Source organism: Novosphingobium terrae, assembly GCF_017163935.1.
GTDB lineage: Bacteria > Pseudomonadota > Alphaproteobacteria > Sphingomonadales > Sphingomonadaceae > Novosphingobium > Novosphingobium terrae.
On the sequence record NZ_JABVZR010000002.1, the window covers coordinates 2,305,435 to 2,325,491 of the forward strand.

Sequence of the window (20,057 nt, forward strand, 5' to 3'; positions counted from 1 at the left end):
ACGTCTACCCTTTGTGGCGTCACCGCCCGGAAGGATGGCCGCTGATGATCGAGGATATGGGCCAGGACGACGAGACCTTGCTGCGCGAGGCGGCGGATCTGATGATCCGCGCGCAGGGGCCTGCGGCAGACCCTGCCGTGCAGGACGAACTGCAAGGCTGGAGGGCCAGGAGCGAACGCCATGAGGAGATCTGGCGCGCCACCTGCCGCATGTGGGGTCTGGCAGCCAGCGTGGGGCCGGGCATGCCGCTGGCCTCTCCTGTTTCGCGCCCGGAGCCCCGCCGGGTTTTCACGTGGCGGCACCTTCGTTCTCGAAAGTGGGCAGGCTGGGGGCTGGGCATCGCGGCCGCGCTGACCGCGCTGCTCGTCTCGCCCCTGCCGCTGATGCTGCAGGCCGATTATCGCACCGATATGGGCGCGAGACAAAGCATCGTGCTGGCCGACGGCTCGCAGGTCACGCTGGACCGAGACAGCGCCATCGCTGTCGATTATGCGCCTGCCGAACGCCATGTCACCCTGCTGAAAGGGCGCGCATGGTTCGATGTTGCCCATAATGCCGCGCGCCCCTTCAAGGTGGCCGCCGCCGATGTGACCGTGCGCGTGACGGGCACGGCTTTCGATGTCGATCGCGGCGATCACGGGGTGGATGTCGCCCTGGCGCGTGGTTCGGTGACAGCCAGTTGGACGGTATCGGGCAGCACGCAAGTGCGCCATCTGATCCCAGGGCAGCGCCTGATGGTCGATGGTACCAGCCATCAGGGCAGGCTCCAGCCGATCCCCGTCAGTTCCGTTGCCGCATGGCGCCGCGATCGCTTGCTGGCCGATGGCATCACCCTGCAGCGGGCTGTTGATGAACTGTCGCGCAGCTTTGGGGGGCGCATTCTGGTGATCGGCGCAAACCTGCAACAGCAGCGCGTGACCGGTGCCTATGACACCAGTGACCCCGCTCAGGCGCTGAGCCTGCTGGTGCAGCCCTTTGGCGGGCATGTGCGGCACATCACGCCATGGTTGCTGATTGTGTCCGCAAGCTGAAAAAATTTCTGACCCTGCCCTGAAGATCGACCGAGGCACTTCGTCAGCCCTGTGATCAAATCTGCAAATGCGACGCTCTTGCAGATAATATGATGAAGGGAACAAGGCTGTGACAGAGTTTCGGAGCTCCGCCGGATCGGCCATGAAGCGGGCGAGCATTCTGGCGCTGCTGCTGGGCGGAGCGGCGCTGATCGCGGGCGGCGGCGTGGCGCAGGCGCAAGGCAGTGGGCGCGTGGCCTCCAGCGCCCAGACGCGCCAGCTCGATATTCCCGCGCAGCCCCTTTCGACGGCGCTCACCATTTTCGGCGATCAGACCGGCATTCAGGTAACGGGCGATACGTCCATTCTCGATGGGCGCCAGTCGCAGGCGATCCGGGGCGCCTTCTCGCCCGCTGAGGGCCTGAGCCGGATGCTGGCGGGCACAGGCATTACCTATCGCTGGGTCGATGGCCGCAGCGTTGCCCTGCAGCGCGCCCCGCAAGTGTCGAGCGGAGACATTCAGCTTGGCCCGGTGCGGGTGGAAGGAGAGGAGGGCGCTGCCTCATCCTCTTCGTATCCGGGCGGCAATCTGCGCGGCGCCAGCCGCGATGAGATGGCGCGACGGCTGAACCCGCAGACCACGCTGGGATCGAAAGTGGCCGTTAGCCAGCGCGAACTGCCGCAATCGGTCACGGTCATCACGCAGGACCAGATCCAGCAGCAGAACATGATCACCCTCAACGATGTCATGCTCAACACGCCGGGCGTGACGGTGTTTCCCTTCGATTCTGACCGCACCAATTTCTATTCGCGCGGCTTCCAGATCACCACCTGGCTGCTCGACGGGGTGCCCACCAACCAGAATCTGGCGACCATCGCCCCCAACCTCGCCATGTTCGACCGGGTGGAGGTGCTGCGCGGCCCCGACGGGCTGATGAATGGCTTCGGCAGCCCCGGCGGCACGATCAATCTGGTGCGCAAGCAGGCGCCCGACCGCTTCACCATCAATGCGACAGCCTCGGCGGGCACCTACAACAACGTTCTGGGGGAGGTCGATGTCGGCGGCCCGCTCAACCGGGCGGGGACGATCAGGGGCTTGCTGGTCGCCAATGCGCAGACCCGCGATCTGGCGCAGGACGGCGCATGGCGTCACGACAAGCTGTTTTATGGCACGCTGGAGGCCGACATCACGCCGACAACGCTGCTGCGCCTTGGCGCCAGCTACAACCAGACTGACCAGAAAGCGATGTGGACCGGCGTTCCGGTCTACACCAATTACACCATCGTGCCGATTGCCCGCTCGACCTATCTGGGCGCGCCCTGGAATCATGACCGGTACAAGACCATCACCGGCTTTGCCGAGGTGAAACAGGATCTGGACGGGGGCTGGTCGTCCAAACTGTCTTTCAACTATCTGCAGAATTATTCGCATGTGAAGATCGGCCAGATTTTCACCACCGTCGATCCCGCGACGGATCAAACTACACTCGACGCTTCCAACGGCTTTGAGAAGGATCAGCAGGAGTCGGTGGATGTCTTCGTCACCGGGCCGGTTCATCTGTTCGGGCGCACCCATCATCTGACGGTCGGTGCCAGCTACAGCCGCGAGGATCTGAACGTCATCAACCGCTATTGCAGCGATGACAATCCCTTTTGCACGGTGCAGGCCAGCATCTTCGATGTGGTCAATCTGGCCGAGCCCGCCTTTAATGGCCCGGTGTGGAATCAGGATCAGGCGATCAACTAGTATGGGCTTTACGCCAATGCCCGCATCAGCCTGGCCGACAGCCTGACGCTGATCGGCGGTGGCCGTGTGACCTGGTACGACACCCATACCGCCTTCAAGCCGGGCCAGAACCCATACGACATTGCGGATTCCGGCGCGAAATCCTCGGGCAAGTTCATTCCCTATGCGGGGCTGATCTATGATTTCGTCCGCAACTATTCGGCCTATGCCAGCTATGCCACGATCTATTACCCGCAATCGGCCACCGACCATCTGGCTCATGTCCTCGCCCCGCTGGAGGGCGAGCAGTATGAGGCGGGGATCAAGGCCGAATATCTCGATGGCCGCCTCAATGCTTCGCTCGCGGTGTTCCAGCTGACCGAGGCCAACCGCGCCATCGACGATCCGCGCTATCCCGGCATGGGCTATTCCGTAGCGACGGGCAAGGCGCGAGCCCGGGGCGTGGAGATGACTGCCACCGGCAGCATCACCGCCAACTGGTCGCTGTCGGGCGGCTACACCTACACGCATACGCGCTATCTCGATGCCAGCACCAATGCCGATGGCGTGGGCTTCAACACGATTGCGCCAAGCCATCTCTTCAAGCTCTGGACGCAATACCGCCTGCCGGGACGCCTGAACCGGATCACCTTTGGCGCCGGCGCCAATGCCACCAGCGCGACCGCCGCCACAGATGGCGTCGGCACGGTGCGGCAGGGCGGCTATGCCACCTTCGACCTGAGGGCCTCCTATGCGCTGAACGAGCATCTTTCAGCATCGGTCAACGCGTCGAATATCACGGACAAAACCTATTATCGCATCGATAGCGTGGGCAGCGTGTTCTACAGCGATCCGCGGCAGCTTATCTTTACATTGCGTGCCAAATACTGAGACACGGCACCTATGGGTGACGGCAGTGTCGATTGCGTTCTGACCGCCCCGGTTGGGGCCAATCGGGAGTTGATCGACACTGTCGGTGCAGGGGCATCATGGCCATAGAGGCCATCAGCAGGAGACGGCAATGACACACGCCATTGAACCCATAGCGCATGTGCGAGGCGGTAGGGCCGATTCGATTGATGGCTATTGGGGCGGTGGCCGGACCCCGATCGAATTGGACACAGCGCAGAACTCCGTCACCACCAACTCTTCTTTCCATCGCGGCTGAAACCTGAAAGCCCGTTCGCTCATCATCTGTCCGTGCGCTTGGTCCACAAACCTCTATCGCACGAACGCGGGCCCGTACATCCCTGCTTGCGAGACACAATTTTCCTGCACTAAGGTTGGGCGCACCGGCCATTTCCGTTCAGCGGTTCGCCATGTGTTCGAAAGGGAATATTGTGGCGATACACCCCGATTTTACCAGTCTCTTCGGCAAGCGTTATGAAGACGAAACGGTCGCGGCTTTCCTGGCCGGGCATCCGCCGCACACATTGGACAAGCCCAGCGACGGGGACCAATATCTCCTCTGTAAAGCTGGCGGGTTCGATCTGCTGTTCGAGGATCCTGACACCCGTGGACCGGGACGGAAGCAGGACCGCAGGCTGGTCTCGATCTTCCTCTTCAATGAAGGGGTGCAGGGGCACCGGCGCTATACCGGCGTGCTGCCCTATGACTTTTCCTTCGACGATGTCCGCGCGACGCTACGGAGCAAGCGCAAGCCGGACTTCGTCTGGGTGCTTGGCGAAGGGCGCGCGACGCTCGACCATCCCAATCCCGATAGTGACACCTGGGCGTTGGATGGCCTGAAGTTCAGCGCGCATTATGCTGAGGGTGACGACGCTCCCCGCTATTTCACCATCAACCCGCCCGTGGACGGCCCCGAATGGGTCGCGCCGGACAGCTGGCAGAAATTGGCGCTGATACCCGGGCGCCTGGCTGAGGCAATCAAACTCTACCGTGCCGAAAACGCCGTAGGGATAGCCGAGGCCAAGGCAGCCATAGACCGCTATGCGGCGGAGCATTGAGCGGGCCGCGCATAGGGCAAAACATCGCCAAATGCCTGCACCATCGCATGAACGCTAGAGGACATCGCGCTGTATCTTCCCGAGATAACGCGTACTGACTAAAGGCGCCGTTTGGACCAGCAGGTGTAAAGACCGGAACGTCCCTACGCCGATCGATCAGAAGCTCCTCAGGACAGGTGCACGACCGGCAGCTTTTGATGAGGTCAATCGGACCTGCGAACGGCGGCTATGTCAACGGCTTTCGCCTTGCGCGGTCGGTAGCAGGTTGCCGAATCCTATCGCATGGCTGGGGCAGAGAAACGGCGAGATCGTCAATTCTGGCCGCCGAAGCTGATGCATCGAAACAGAAATGGGTTTGATCGTCTGGGTGATCTTCGTTTTCAGTCCGACTCATCATGTCTATGGTTCGGGGCGTAACAGCTCGCTGTGGGTGAAGTGGGGCGCAATATGCTGATCTATCATGCCTGCGATTATGAGTTGATCAAGGGTGATCCGCCCGCCAGGCGCAACCGCCACCTGTGCATCTAGAAGATAAATAAAATACAGATAAAACATAAAATTATGTGCTGACACGGTTGATGGGCCGCTGAACTGAAAGCATCGATTGTCATGGTAAGGTGCGGGGTTTCCTCTGCCTCATGGCAAAATCATCATAGTGATAAGGCCCATTTAGCCCAAGATGAATAAGTCTTGACGGGCAACGATACCGGTGTCAAACCGTGATCAATAGTAAGACTAAAAACCCTTAGAGGGTGTGAATTATGGGGGTGTCTCAATGAAATCTTTCCGCAACGCAGTCCTGTGCTCGGCCTCTTTCGGGGTGCTTGCATTGGTGGCGCCAGCTCATGCCCAGGCAGCCGAGGTGAACGCGTCTTCGGCTGGCGCGCCGCAGTCTGAAGCCCAGAATGACAGCGCCGCTGATATCGTGGTGACCGGTGTGCGTGCCTCGATCGAAGGCGCACTCAAGGTTCGCCGCACCTCGGTGCAGATTGTTGATTCCGTGGTCGCCGAAGACGTGGGCAAGTTGCCCGACAACAATGTGATCGAGGCGCTGCAGCGCGTCACCGGCATTCAGGTCACCAACCGCACGGGTGGCGAAGCGTCGGCGATCTCGATCCGCGGCCTGACCGATGCGCTGACCACACTCAATGGCCGCAACATCTTTACCTCGGATGGCCAGTCCTTTGCGCTGCAGGATCTGTCGTCGAACCTGATCAAGCAGGTTGATGTTTACAAGACTCGCGCCGCTGATCAGCTGGAAACCGGCCTTGCCGGTCAAATCGACGTGCAGACTCGCCGCCCCTTCGATTTCAAGGATTTCGCTTTCTCCGCCCAGGTGCGCGGCATCTACAATGAGCAGGCCAACAGCTACAATCCCAACGTTTCGGCGCTGATTTCCAAGCGCTGGACCACCGATATCGGCGACATCGGTATTCTGGTGAACGGCAGCTATAGTCGGACCAAATATCGCGACATGAGTGTAACTGCGGGCGCCTTCGTGCCCTTCGCCACTGAAAATCCGCCCGTCGGTTCGGGCTTGACCCCGCTTGAGCGTATCTTCCCGGGCGACAGCAACCAGAACTGGCAGCCGGGCCAGAATGCGGGCCTGTCCACCACGCCCGGCTCGACCATTCTGAGCAATGGCGTGGCGACACCCTATTATCTGTCACGCGATGCCATCTTCTCGACTGATCTCTATGGCAAGCGTGAGCGTCCTGCGGTCAATGTCGCCTTCCAGTGGGCGCCCAACGACCGTTCGACCTACACCGCCGAATTCTTCTACAATGGTTTCCGCGGCGAAACCTACAACGCCATGATGTTTAGCTTTGTTGACTATTGGGGTGCGCTCGATAGTGACGTCACCAAGGACTTCTCGCTCTATCCCGGCACCAACATCGTCAAGTCGCGCTATGCAGGGCAGGTCTATGGCTTTAACAGCGCCGATTACACGCGCAGCCAGACCGACAGCTTCCTCTATGGCCTGAATGGCAAGTGGGATGTGGGCAAGGCCGGCAAGATCGAGGCTGACGTTGCCTATCAGAACAGCAAGTACAAGACCGCCTTCCTGGCGCTGCGCACCGATCGCACGGCGCAGGGCATCAATGTCGATTTCAACTCGGGCGGCGGGATCCCCTCCTACAGCTTCACCGACCAGAGCCAGCTGACCAATCCGGCGGCGTGGAATCTGGCGCAGCTCTATGACAATGGCGAGCGCAACAAGGGCGATGCCATCACCGCGACGCTCAAGGGCCACAATGAGTGGGACAGCGGTTTCCTGCGCCGCATCGAGCTGGGCTTCCGCTACGATGACCGCACCGCCAGCGATTACATCCGCCAGCAAAGCACGGATTCACTGGGTCAGTCGCTGACCACGCTGGGCAGTGGCGCGCTCTTCACCACGCAGGGCTTCTTCGATGGCCGCGCCAATGTGCCGACCAGCTGGACCCTGCCCAGCGGCTATTGGGTCTATCAGAACCAGGACCAGATTCGCGCGCTCTATCACTCGGTCTTCCCGGCCTTCAAGACCAGCGATCAGCTGAGCTACACCAATGTCTTCAATGTCGATGAGCGGACGTTCTCGCTCTATGGCATGGCCGATGGTGAGGTGAGCATCTTCGGGCGCCCGCTGAAAGTTCAGGGCGGCGTGCGCTACACCAGCGTGGACACCAAGCTGGACTTCACCGACCAGTACAGCTTCGCCAAGACGATCTCCAGCGTGGCCACCCAGCGCTTCCTGCCCAGCGCCACGCTGCGCTACGATCTGACCGACAAGCTGAAGCTGCGCTTCAACTATGGCCAGACCCTGCGCCGCCCGAATTTCGGCGATCTCAACCCGGCCTATAATCTCACGGGCGATCTCACCAATGTGGGCTATGGCAGCGGCACCTCGGGCAATGCGAAGCTGAAACCCACCACCTCGACCAACTATGACCTTGCGCTGGAATGGTATTTCGCGCGCGGCAGCGCCTTTTACACCACGCTGTTCCGCCGCGATGTGCAGGGGCTGGTGGTCTCGCTGGCCAACCGCGTGACGGTGACGGGCACCGGGCTCAACACCAACAGCTTCGTGGTGACGCAGCCGCAGAATGCCTCCAACGGCACGCTGCAGGGCGCAGAGGTGGGCTTCACCTTCTTCCCGCAAAAGCTGCCGGGTCTGCTCAAGGGGCTGGGTGTGCAGGGCAGCTTCACCGCGCTGGATTCGAGCCAGAACATCCCCATCGCCGACAGTTCGGGCAACATCATTGGCCAGAGCACCAGTTCTTTCTTCGGCGTGTCGAAGTACAGCTTCAACGTGACCGGTGCCTATGAGCGTGGCCCGATCGGCGCCCGCCTTTCTTATGTGTGGCGTTCGGCCTTCCTGGCCAGCAATGAGGCGGCGCTGTTTGCCAATCCGATTGGCATCTGGCGCACGCCAGAAAGCAGCCTGGATGCGCAGTTGACCTTCAAGGTCACAAAGAATCTGGCGGCCACCTTCGATGCGGTGAACCTGCTCAATTCGGTACAGCAGACCTATTACAAGTTCGGCGACAAGGGTAATGCGCAGCAGTACAACCTTGGTACCACGCTGCTATCGCGCACCTTTGCTTTGGGGGTCCGTTATTCGTTCCAGTAAATCTGTGACGGATCATCCCGCTTTCCCTCCGGCCTCGTTCTCCTTCGAGGCCGGATCAGGGCGGCAGCACTGGCTGTAGCCGCCCTGATGTGTGCTTCCCTGCCGCGCCGCTCGATGTCAGGGCTGATCAAGCACTATGACAGCGATGCGGTCGTGGCGTCCGGAACGGTATGTTTGGAGATGCGAAGCGGCGATAGCTGCCATTCGCCTTTCCAAATAGGGAAACGCGTCCAGCCTTCCCAGGGTGAACCTGCAGCTTACGGTCGGTTGCTTTTAACATGCACGCGGCACCTGGCGCATTCGGGTTATGCCATTATCTTGTCCATAACGGATCTGACTTTTGCCAAGATGAGGTCGGCATTTGGGAGGCCGTTGTTTTTCTGCTTATCAGCCCAGGCGTCTTGAACGTCCTTGTATTTTGAGACGGATTCGAATTGTGACACTTCTTCTTTGGTAAGTACCCTTACGCTCGCACCTGCCTTTCTCAAATCTTGCAATTGAATGTCGAAGCTTTCTTCCATCGTGGCGCCCAGGGTTTGATAGGATTTTCTGGCAGCAAGACCTATGGCGTCCTTGTCTGCCTGAGCAAGGCTTTCCCAGACAGCCTTGTTTATCGCCAGAATATAGACGTGCCCCAGCCATAGGTCTTTTGAAACAAGTACATGCGGGGCTACCTCGTGGATTTTTAGCAGGTAACCGCTATCAATGTTGACCATGAGGCCGTCCAGCGTCTTCGCCTTCAGGGCTTCAGGGATTTCCGGTCCCCATTCCATGGTGACAGGGATTGCTCCCGCGTTCCTCAGAAAATCCTGGTGCCAAAAGCTGGCGGATCGCCATTTGCCGCCTTTCAGTTCATCCAGGCTTGCCATGGGGGCGTTGCGGAAGAACCCGACCGGATAACCTGTGCCGAAATAGATCTTAACAAGGTTATTTCTATCCATTTCCTCCGCGAATTCGTCGACCTCCGAATAGATTCGATTGAAGAATTCGATCTGGCGGTCACCAAATGGCCCCTTGATGAAGCTTTTGAATATCTGGTGTAGCGGCAGTTCCTTAGCGGTGTATTCGGGAACGACGGTGCCGATGTCCGTGGTGCCGCGGGAGACTGCCCCGAGGGCATCATAGGCGGCGGCAATTTCTCCATCCCAATGATCCTCGATTTTGAGACGCCCTTTCGATTCCCGTGCTATGGCCGAAAAAACGGTCTGCTTGAGAAAGCGTGTGCGCATACCACCCAGCGGCTCATGGTCGCTAAACTTGAGGATACGCGGAGACTGAGCCATCGCCTCAGTGGCAACTCCAGGCAGGAATGGTGCGGCAGCGGCTGCGCCGACCGCGGAGGTAAGGAAGGATCGGCGGCTTGCGCTGGCTGCAGTCGATATTTCGAAGTCTCTGATCATATTGACATCTTTCGTTTATCATCGGTCGGCATGTAAAACGCCGCGTGCAACTGGAGGCGCCTGCGTCCGGTATGCCAAACCTTGACCACAGCGTCCGGCGCAGTATATCTGAACAATCCTTCAGCTGGGTATTCGTATTTTGGAAAGCGCGGTTCCACAGCACCTCAAGATAAGGAAAACGCCGATCCAGGCGCGATCCGGAGCGACGGTTGAGGCGATCAATGAGGCAACGATTCAGGTTTTGCTTGCGGATGGCTTGACTCGACTGACGACCACGCGAGTAGCGCATCGTGCCGGGGTTTCGGTCGGCACACTTTACCAATATTTTCCGAACAAGCAGGCGCTGCTCTTCGCGATCCTGCAAGCCCACTTCGAGGAGATGGCGGCGGCGATTGAGTGTATCGACCTTCAAAATGGCAAGGTGCCGCTTTCCGAACTCGCCGACAGCATTGCCGATGCGTATGTCTCTGTGAAGGAGAGCAATCCCGACGCGACCAGAGCTCTTTACCGAGTGGCTGGTGCGATAGATCAAGCCCGGTTATCTCCAGATATCTTCAGCAGGCTGGAGGCAGCTACGGTCCGGCTTTTGAAAAACGCATCTGATGCGTCTTTCAGTGATCCCATAAGGACTGCCTTCACGCTGCTGGCTGCCTTGTCTGGACTGTCGCGGGCAAGTTTTGCAAGGTTGGAAGCGGGATTTGAGGTTTTGGAAAGGCTTCGTGAAGAATCTCGGATCTTCGCACGGGCCTATCTTCTGGCTGCTCAGAATGCCACTCCTTCCCATCAAGGGATTGGTTTCAAGGAGTAGAAAAACGTCTGATGTTCTATGAGATGACGTCTGCTGTAGGATAATGATTGTATCCTCGTTGAGAGGAGTGGATCACACTCTGTGATCACGTTTAGACATCATCGATGGGGTGGGTGAATCACACAGTGTTTGTCAGAGGTTGCACTCTCTGAAGTTGGTCCGAGAGCGAGATTAGACGAATTTTCCCTGCCTCTTTTAAATGTAAATCGAAAATATCGTCATTTAGTTTTGTTACTTCAATGTTTTCAAAATATTAAAACTGACATTTATTAATCATCTGTGCGTGAAGGCGCAAATGCCGGTCACTATTTCTCCTGATAGCGATTGGCCGAAATGGCCCGCTCTGGTGGGAGCCACGGCCCCAGGGCGGATGAACCGAAGGCTGGTTTGGGCAGGTCTGCTCTGGCAGTTGAATGGCGGTTTTGTCGGCAAAAAGCGAACAGACGTCGCGGGGAGGTGGTTACGCAATTCCCCTTATTTGACTAAGAGGAAGCAGAAAGGTCTGGCGCATAAAATGCCGCCGCTGTCCATCAAGGGGGCTTGGCACATGACGACCTTGAGTAGCACCACCAGTGCAATCGGCGCTTTGGGACTTTATCTCAGCCAGCCCGGCACGAGCAGCGCCTCGAGCGGATCATCGACCAGCACCAGCGGTTCGACCGCGTCCACCGACGATGATGCGGCACTCATCACGTTGCTTGACGGCACGAATGGCACCAGTTCCTCCAACCTCGCCGTCTTGCTGGGCACCGGCAGTTCCAATACGTCGACCGACACGCTCGGCACGCTTCTGGGAACCAGCACAATCAGCACCGACAGCCTGCTCACGCAAGTGAGCAATCTTGCCACCGCCATCGCGTCAGGCACGAGCACCAGCACGGATGGTTCGAGCGATAGCGCTGGCACGACGTCGAGCAGTTCGACCCCCAGTCCAACGCAGATCGCCCAGCAATTGCTCGGGGCCTATACCCAACAACAGCAGAACCTGATCTCGCTTCTGGTCTGATACAAGGCTTTCCCATAGACTCTATCGGCTGCGTTGATGGCGTTCCGGGTGCTTGAAAGCCGCCAGACGTTTACAAAGGGCCGGTCAAAGGTTTCTTGCCGGGTAAGACTTCTACAATGCTATCCGCTTGAGGCATACTCATAGAGGAGCAAGCAGCGGGCGCTTTGATAAAGGCCCGCTAAACTGCCGCATCCAGCCTGACCGCGCAGAGACACGAGGGACATAACCCTACATTTGCCGTCCGCCGACAGGCCTGTCTTTCCCGAACCAGATCGCGCTTGCCAAGACCCATGCCCAATCATGACGATCGTCTTTGCACCATTGCCGATTGGTCGTGAAGTGATGGAGCGGCCGCGATAAATTGTGCTAACTCCGGTTGCACATCACCATGGCCTTGGCCAGGAAATTGCGAATGGCTCGCAGAAATCTCGGCCTGTCCTCCGGCGCGCAGGCCTTGAAGGGGAGCGATGGTTTGCGCCAGGAACGACTTGCCTTGCGGCTCTATGAAGCCCAGCGCGGCGCGCTTGTCGCCTATGCCGCCCGCATGCTGGGCGATGTCAGCCGCGCCGAGGACATCGTTCAGGACGCCTGGCTGCTCTTCGACCGCCTGCCTGACAAACAGGCCATTGCCGAACCGCTGGCCTATCTGCGGCGCATGGTGGGCAACCTCTCGATCAATGCCCTGCGCCACGTCGCTCTGCGGCAAAGGCTGACCGATCGCGACATGGAGGCAGCGACCCGCATGGTCGCCGATCCATTTCCGATATGCCCGCCCGAGGCTTCGCACGGCAGCTTTATCGGCGAAATAGTGCAGCCCATCTCGTCTTCATAACGCGATGGGCTGCCGATGTAAGCCTGACGGATCAGGATTGGCGGTTAGAAAGCGTAACGCACCCCGAGCTTGACCGAACCATCCCGATAGTTTGAATTGACCCGGTAATCGCCCTTGACGAAGCCCGACCAGTGGGACTTTTTGTCCTGTACGTCCAAGCCCAGGCCGAACTCGCCATAGCGCTTCACCTGATTGTCGTAGAGCACCAGCAACGGCGCTCCCCCGCCGCTGTCGAGCATGGCGCTGGCGCTGCCCGACAGGCGGCTCCAATAGCTGCCCGAGGCCTGAACTGACAGCGCATAGCTGCTGCTGTCGACCAGAGCGAACCGGGTGCGCAGACCCAGCTTGCCGCGCAGATTGGCCTGACCGTTGAAACGCACCTGTGTCCCCGCCAGCGACAATTGCCCCAGATCGGAGGAAACGAAGGCCAGCCCCGCGACCGGCTCGACAAAACCGCCCCGGCCCAGCGTGACGCGATAGCCCGCATCCGCCAGCACACCGTAGCTGGTGGCAGCGGCGCTCTGCTTGCCGCCGCCATTGGTGACCAGCGGGGCGGTATAATGCAGGCGCAGGACATCCATCTTGGCGACAGCGCTCAACTCCAGCCCACCGTTGCGATAGCCGGCATCGAAACCGAAGGAACCGCCCACGAAACTGGCGCGTGAGGGAGAAGCGCTGAAGGATTGCTGAGAGTTGAGGTAGCCGCCGAAAGCTCCGAAACTCAAGCGATCGCTCTCCGAAGCCAGCCCTGCCGCCTCGGCATCCACGCCGCCATAGATGCCATAGATATGCTGGTTGTAGCTGGTGTCGAACCCATAGGCCTTGTTGTAATCGGCATAAGAGGCATGTTGGGTCCGGCTCGACCAGTCACCCACAGCGCGCGCCCAGGCTGAGGTGTGCACACCGGTATCGTCCTGCCCCCGCTTGGCCAGATCGCCCTGATGATCGGCCACCACGCTGGCGGTATCGTACCAGATTGCCTGAGCTGCACTGGGCAAGGTGGCCAGATTATAGGCCTCAGCCGAGGGTGTGCTGATCAGCACAAACTGCCGGCTGCCATTATAGGCCAGATCATACTGGAACAGCCCGCTGCGCACCGGCCCCCCCGCCAGCGTAAACGTGCCTGCACCCAGCGTGCTGGCCGAGGTGACCAGCGTGATACCGGCGGGGTCGTAACGCGGCGTGCCAGTCACGCTGAGCACGATCTGGCTGGTGCCGCTTGCGGTGTTGACGCTGAGCACATCGGCCGTGCGGTTGGTCACATTCACCCCAGCCAGAATCTGGCTGCCTGCCAGGCCATTGTAGTTGCCCATCGCAAAGGCGTTGGTGGCGCTGCCATTGCGGATGTCGAGCACACCGGCGTTGTTGTAGGTGGTGATGAAGGGCAGCGCCGCCCCGCCCGAAGTCACCACCGAGGCATTGGCTCCCACGGTCACCGTCGAATTGCCCAGTGAGGCTCCGGAATCGAGCTGCAGCGTGCCGCCGGTGACCGACAGGGTGGCGGCATTCAGGGTCGATCCTGCGGTGAGATCGAGCAGGCCTGCCGTGCTCAGGAAGGTGCCGCCGGTGTTGGTCAGCACGCCTGCAACCTTGAAGGTGCCGGTGTTGACGATGTTGCCGGTGATCGTGCCGCTGGCGGTGATCGTTCCGGTGTTGGTCACACCGCCGTTGATCGTGCCGGTGGTGGTGGTGGTGCCGCTGTTGCTGAGGCCGCCGGTCACCGTGCCGCTGTTGGTGAAGCTGCCCGATGTGTTGCTGACGGAACCGGTCAGCGTCCCGTTGTTGATCAGCGTGCCGCCGGTGTTGGCGGCATTGCCGGTCCAGGTTCCGGCATTGGTGATCGTACCTGATGCATTGGAGGTGATGTTGCCCGTCCACACGGCACTGGCCGTGTTGGTGATCGAGCCGGTGTTGCTGGCGACATTGGCGTTGTAGGTGCCGCTGTTGCTGACGGTGCCGCTGTTCGTCAGATCGTCGTTCAGCGTGGCGCCGCTCTGGATGGTGACGATACCGCTGTTGTTGAGGCTGGCGGTGGTCAGCGTGGCGCCCTTGCCCAGCGTGATCGTGCCGCTGTTGGTCAGCGCCGTGATGCCGGTGAAGCTGGAGGCGCTGTCATTGATGGTGCCGGCATTGGTTACCGCTCCATTGGCCACCAGCGCGCCGGTGACGGTCAGCACGGCGCCTGCATTGTTGAGGATCGCCCCTGTGATGCTGCCCTGCGCATTGACATTGGCATTGTTGGTCAGACCGCTGGCGAGCGCCCCTGTCAGCACCAGCGTGCCCGCATTCACCGTGGTGCCGCCGGTGTAGCTGTTGGCCCCACTCAACGCTGCCGTATCCGATCCGGTCTTGGTAAGCGCGCCGCTGCCCGCCAGCACGGCGCTCACCGTGCCGCCCGTCAGCCCATAAGAGGCGGCATTCAAGGTACCATTCTGGATCGTGCCCGCGCTTAGCGTCAAGGCGCCGGTGGACTGGCTGGTGCCGCCCAGATCCAGCGTGCCGCCGGTGACGGTCAGGGCGCCTCGGCCCGATCCGGTGGCACCGCCCAGCGTGGCCGCGCCGGTGAGGGCCAGCGTGCCGCCTGCAACGGTGGTGCCGCCCACATAGTCATTGGCCGCGCTCAGCGTTACCGTACCGGCGCCGGTTTTGGTCAATGTGCCCGTGCCGATCAGCGCGGCGCTGATCGTGCCGCTCTGAACATTGAAGGTCAGCGCCTGAAGAGAACCGTTCTGGATCGTGCCGCCGGTCAGGTTGAGCGATCCCACCGTCTGGATGGTCGTGCCCAGATCGAGCGTGCCGCCCGCCACGGCCAGCGCGGAGGCGGGGTTGCCCATCACCGTCCCGCTGCTCAAAGCCAGCGTGCCCGATGTCACCGTGGTGCCGCCAGTGTAGGTGTTGATGCCGCTCATCGCCACCGTGCCGGTCGAGACGGTCAGGCCGACCGCGCCGTTCAGACCGCTGATCGTGCCCGATGTGGCGGCGATCCCGGCGGTGCTGGTGATCGTGCCGTTCTGGATGCTGCCGCCGTTCAGCGTCAGCAGGCCGGCGGTCAGCGTATTGCCACCCAGATTGAGCGTGCCGCCATTGATCGTCAGTGCGCCGCTGCTGCTGCCCAGCGTGCCATTGCCGCTCAGCGCCAGCGTGCCCGCATTGAGCGTGGTGCCCCCGGTGTAGCTGTTGGCTCCCGACAGTGTGACGGTGCCGCTGTCATTCTTGGTCAGCGCGCCCGATCCGCCCAGCACGGCGCTGATCGTGCCGCTGCTGACGGTGAAGGAGGAGGCGTCGATCTCGCCGCCGCTGATCGTGCCGCTGCTCAGCGTGAGGGCGCCGGTGGTCTGGGTGGTGCCCCCCAGCGCCAGCGTGCCGCCGTTGACCGTGACCGTGCCGCTGGTGGCGCCCAGCGTGCCCGTGCCAGTCAGCGCCAGCGTGCAGCCATTGACCACGGTGCCGCCGCTGTAGCTGTTCGCGCCTGACAGGGTGGTGGTGCCCGAAGCCGCCGTCAGCGTGCCCGATCCGGCCAGCACCGCGCTGACCGTGCCGCCCTGCGTGGTGTAGGAGGCGGCATTGAGCGCGCCATTCTGCACCGTGCCGCTGCTCAGTGTGGCTGCGCCGGTGGTCTGGGTGGTGCCGCCTAGATCGAGCGTGCCGCCGCTGACGGTCAGCGTGCCCGTGGTTGCGCCCAGCGTGCCGCTGCCTGCCAGGACCAGCGTGCCGCCGGTGAGCGTGGTGCCGCCGGTGTAGCTGTTGGCGCCGGTCAGCGTCTGGGTGCCGGCGCCGCTGACAGTCAAGCTGCCTCCAATGCTGGACCCGTCGCTGATCGTGCCGCCAAAGCTGGTGCTGGTGCCTGCCGTGGTGGCGATGGTCAGGGCATTGCCGCCCAGCGTGACCGCGGTGGTGTTGGACGCCTCGCTGGAAAGGCCCTTGATGGTGTTGGCGGCATTCAGCGCCAGCGTGGCCGTCGCCCCGCCGCCGACACGGCCCAGATCGACGCTGCTGCTGCTGGCCAGCGTGTTCACCGCGCCCAGTGTCAGCGTGCCCGCCTCGATATAGGTGGCGCCGGTGAAGGCCTGTGCCTGGCTCAGCGTGACATTGCCGCTGTTGTTGCCGGTGCTATCATCCTTGATCAACATGCCCGAGAGCACAGATCCCACGCCCATCTGCGCACCGTCGCTGATCACACCCGCATAGGTGCCGCTGGTGGTCTGATCGAACAGCACCGTGCCCCCGGCAGCCGTAACGTTCGGGTTGAGCGCGGGCAGGTTGGCGGTGGTGATGTCCAGCGTCGATCCGGTCTCGACGATCGTGCCGCCGGTGTAGCTGTTGGCGGTGCCAGTGATCTGCAGCGTGCCGCCGATCAGATGCAGCACGCCCGTGCCGCTGACCGTGTTGGCAAAGATGCCGCCCGCATTCTGCGCGAACTGCAGCTGGCTGGTGCCGTTCAGCACCACGCCGAAATTGGCATTGGCGAAATCATTGGCGGCCACGCGCAGCGCCGCACTGTTGTTGAGGATGATCGAACTGCCGGAGACCAGATTCAGGCTGTTCTTGCTGGCCCCGGTGAAATCCACCAGCCCCGAACCGTTGAGGGTCAGCGCGCCCGCTGTCGCCGCGCCGCTTTCCTTCAGCGTGGCGCTGATGGTGGAGCCCAGATTGTTGGTGGTGTCGCCCAGCGTCAGCACCGCGCCACCGCTCAGATTGATGGCGCTGTTGCTGCCCACGGTGTTGAGCGTGGTGAGCATGTTGTTGGCGGTGATCGCCAACGTGGCGGCAGCGGGCTTGGACTTGGTGTCGTCCAGCAGGATGCCCGCCGTGACGCTGGAGAAAATGTTGGTGCCGCTCAGCGTGACGGTGCCCGCGTCGATGGTGACGAGGCCGCTGACATTGGCCGCTGTGCTGAGCGCGACCGCGCCGGAGCCCGAGAAGGTAAGCCCGTTGCTGCCGGTGATTGTCGAAGAGATGGTGGGGTTCGATCCGCTCAGCCAGATCACACCCTCGCTGGAGCCGAAGGCCAGCGTGCCACCCGAGAGCGATGAACCGCTCGCCAGGATGAGGCCTGCCGGATTGGTGCCATTGCCCAGGGTGAGCGTATTGCTCCCCAGCGTGACCGCCTTGCCATTGGTGTTGAGCGCATAGGCTGACGTGTTGGCGGTGAGCGTGCCCGCCGCCGAAAGGTTCACCACGCTGGCGCCCGTGCTGCCGGTCAGTGTGGTGGCGCTGTAGGTGGCCTTGACATAGCCATTGGCGCCATAGGTCACGAAATCATAAGGGCCCGCGCTTTTCGACACGCCATTGTTGGTGACGATCCACACCGGTGCGATGCCGTTGACCAGCGAGGATGCTCCCGTGCCCGACAGGAGCTTTTCTGTGGTGGTCCCTAGCGAACTGGAAGAGGTCGGCTGGATGATCAGCGTGTCCTGCGCGGTGCGGGTGATGCCGTTGGTCAGCGTCACCGTCTCGCCCTTGGTGCCGCCCGCGAGCTGGAGCGTGGCGGCCGCACCCACGATCAGCCGGTCGAAGGTGATCGACCCTGCGGCCGTAGTGCTGGAATTGAGAATGTCCAGCGTGCGCTGCACATTGGTGAGGCTGCCCCAGCTGGTGGCAAAGCCGTTGACGTCGATGTTGCTGCCGCCGCCCAGAAACAGGTTGCGCTCTGGCGCGGCGAAGGAGGCGCCCGCCTGCAGCGTGCCGCCATTGAGATCGACCTGGCCGATGCTGTTGACGTTGCCGGTGGTGTTGCCCAGAGCGGCGTCATTCATCACTGTGACGGTGGGTGTGCCGCTGTTGCCGATGATGACATTGCCATAGAAATAAGGGCTGGCGGTCGACAGGATCAGCTTGCCGTTGGAGGCGGAGCTGAGGTCATCGATGGTGAGGTCCGAAAAGCCGGTGGCCGTGCCGATCCCCACGCCCTTGGTGCCCAGCGAATAGAGCGCGCCACCCAAAGTCACCGTGTTGCCGTTGACATTGAGCGTCGCCGCTTCGCCGCCCACGGCGATGGGGCGGGCGGTCGCGAAAGTGCCTCCGGTGGTGGTGCCCAGCGTCAGCGTGGCATTGCCCTCGGCCAGGCTGTTGAAGATGATGCCGTTAGCGGCCTGGATGCTGGTGAGCAGATTGCTGGTGTCGATCGCGGCGCCGGTGGGGGCGGCGCCCAGCGCGGCGTCGCTGGCCACAGCCAGCGTGCCCGCCAGCAGCGAGGTGCCGCCGGTGTAGCTGTTGGTGCCGTTGAGGGTGACCGAAAAGCCCTTGTCGGCGCCCAGCTGCATGATGAAGCCGGTGTTGGGCGTGCCCACGATGATCGGCGAGGCCAGCGTGCCCAGATTGACCGAGGTGAGGCCGGTGAAGGTGCCATTGCCGTCCAGTGCGCCACCCGCCAGCGTGGCATTGGTGATGCCCCCGGCGTTGGTGATGTTCTTGTTGAGGATGAAGCCGGGCAGCTGCGCGGCGGTGACTGTGCCGCTGACATTGGGCAGGGTGGTGACGGAGTTGGGGTTGAGATTCCACTGCGTGGCCAGCGCGATGTCCCCGGGAGAAAGCGTGGGCAGGCCCAGACCGCCATTGGCGTTGCGATAGGCAGCCGCCTCGAAGAAGTCCGAATAGAGCCCCGTCATCTTGTCGAGGCCCGGGGTGTTGGCGCCCACTGCCCCGGTGATGTTGGCGGTGGTGGGAAAGAGCGTGGAGCTCTTGTTCTTCAGGATGGAATATTCCAGCCCGCGGTAGGGATCGTTGGTGAGGGCCGTCAGCGCGGTGGGCAGGGGAGCGCCGGTGGCATCGACGGTTTCAGGCGTGCCATTGTTCAATGGCAGCAACAGATTCGCCGCCTGCATCGCGGCATAGAATTGTGCCGTGGTCAGGTTGGAATAATTGGCGATGACATTGACGTAGACCGTCGGGTTCGAGGCGCCATAGATCGAATTTTCCAGCGCGGTGAAGGTGTGGTGCCCGTCGGTCAGATACAGTTGGCCGCCGGGCCCGATCACCACCGGTTCGATGTCGGTGAGCAGGGTGGATTGCAGTTGGGAAGGGCTGAGCAGATCGAAGCCGGCAGTCTTCTTTGCGACTTCGGCATAGCCTTCGCTTGCCTGGGTGGGCGCGATGCTGTCCACGGACACGGCATAGAGCGCGAGCGGGCCGGGTGTGATCGAGGCTGCCGTGCTGCTGTCATAGGTCTGGAAAGCGCTGGCGGGCAGCTGATTGGCCAGTGCCTGCTGAGGGGCGGCGAGCAGGAGGCTGCCGAAGACGACAAGGGCGGAAGAGGCCAAGGCAGCGCGGCGCCATGCGCGACGCGCGTTAAATGTCGTATTGCCTTGAAACCCCATGGAATCGCCCCTTGATTCATCTTCTGTTAATCAGGGCGGTAGGTGTGCAATGTGACGTTTTTATATCGTTTCTATGACTTTACCTGTCATGATCCGGGCGGTCTGCGGGGGCGTGTTCGCTTTGACGGGCATCTTGGAAGGGCACTGCGATAAAGAGGGACTTAAAGCCAGAAGAGGTTGGTGGTGCGAAGGGCAAACTCCATTACGCCATGCTGGACGGCGTCTCCATGGCTGCCTGACTTCAATCAAACAGCCTCCGGCAAAACCGGCGCGGTTCAGAGATATTACACTCCCGCTTTACTGGCAGCTGGCAGTGGGGATTGGTGGGAAGTGGTCGTTCCCAACCCCTTTAAGAACGGGGGATTGCCGCTTGGCGCAA

10 protein-coding genes are annotated in these 20,057 nt (G+C 61.3%); 8 read left to right on the forward strand and 2 right to left on the reverse strand.

Going from position 1 to position 20,057, the window contains the following annotated elements:
- The first annotated feature begins 44 nt into the window (after positions 1 to 44).
- The 5 genes from HGK27_RS28005 (at position 45) to HGK27_RS28025 (ending at position 8,316) form a co-directional block, all read left to right on the forward strand.
- Positions 45 to 1,031 (forward strand): FecR family protein, encoded by a 987-nt coding sequence (locus tag HGK27_RS28005; RefSeq protein WP_206244080.1) that lies wholly within the window; start codon positions 45 to 47, stop codon positions 1,029 to 1,031.
- Positions 1,032 to 1,140: 109 nt separating this feature from the next.
- Entirely contained in the window at positions 1,141 to 2,757 is a 1,617-nt protein-coding gene (locus tag HGK27_RS28010; RefSeq protein WP_206244081.1) for a TonB-dependent siderophore receptor, read from the forward strand.
- A gap of 51 nt (positions 2,758 to 2,808) precedes the next feature.
- Entirely contained in the window at positions 2,809 to 3,627 is an 819-nt protein-coding gene (locus HGK27_RS28015) for a TonB-dependent siderophore receptor (protein WP_241127877.1), read from the forward strand.
- Positions 3,628 to 4,019: 392 nt separating this feature from the next.
- Positions 4,020 to 4,703, forward strand: coding sequence for a hypothetical protein (locus tag HGK27_RS28020; protein ID WP_206244082.1), 684 nt, complete (start codon positions 4,020 to 4,022; stop codon positions 4,701 to 4,703).
- Positions 4,704 to 5,478: 775 nt separating this feature from the next.
- Positions 5,479 to 8,316 carry a TonB-dependent receptor gene (locus tag HGK27_RS28025; RefSeq protein WP_206244083.1) on the forward strand — a complete coding sequence of 946 codons (2,838 nt, stop codon included), beginning with the start codon at positions 5,479 to 5,481 and terminating at the stop codon, positions 8,314 to 8,316.
- A gap of 305 nt (positions 8,317 to 8,621) precedes the next feature.
- Here the strand turns inward: HGK27_RS28025 and dctP are convergent, their stop codons facing one another.
- Positions 8,622 to 9,716, reverse strand: a complete 1,095-nt coding sequence (gene dctP / locus HGK27_RS28030; protein WP_206244084.1) for a TRAP transporter substrate-binding protein DctP — start codon at positions 9,714 to 9,716, stop codon at positions 8,622 to 8,624.
- A 139-nt stretch (positions 9,717 to 9,855) separates the two neighbouring features.
- Between dctP and HGK27_RS28035 the strand changes: the two genes are divergently transcribed.
- From HGK27_RS28035 to HGK27_RS28045, 3 genes are all read left to right on the forward strand, one after another.
- Complete coding sequence (locus tag HGK27_RS28035; protein ID WP_206244085.1) at positions 9,856 to 10,524, forward strand: TetR/AcrR family transcriptional regulator; 669 nt, start codon at positions 9,856 to 9,858, stop codon at positions 10,522 to 10,524.
- Between the two features lie 547 nt (positions 10,525 to 11,071).
- Positions 11,072 to 11,530, forward strand: coding sequence for a hypothetical protein (locus HGK27_RS28040; protein ID WP_206244086.1), 459 nt, complete (start codon positions 11,072 to 11,074; stop codon positions 11,528 to 11,530).
- A 412-nt stretch (positions 11,531 to 11,942) separates the two neighbouring features.
- Entirely contained in the window at positions 11,943 to 12,362 is a 420-nt protein-coding gene (locus HGK27_RS28045) for a sigma factor (protein WP_206244087.1), read from the forward strand.
- Between the two features lie 44 nt (positions 12,363 to 12,406).
- Here HGK27_RS28045 and HGK27_RS28050 read toward each other — a convergent pair whose 3' ends face one another.
- The gene (locus HGK27_RS28050; protein WP_206244088.1) at positions 12,407 to 19,678 is read right to left on the reverse strand and encodes an autotransporter-associated beta strand repeat-containing protein; all 7,272 of its coding nucleotides are present in this window, start codon (positions 19,676 to 19,678) and stop codon (positions 12,407 to 12,409) included.
- Between the last annotated feature and the right edge of the window lie 379 nt (positions 19,679 to 20,057).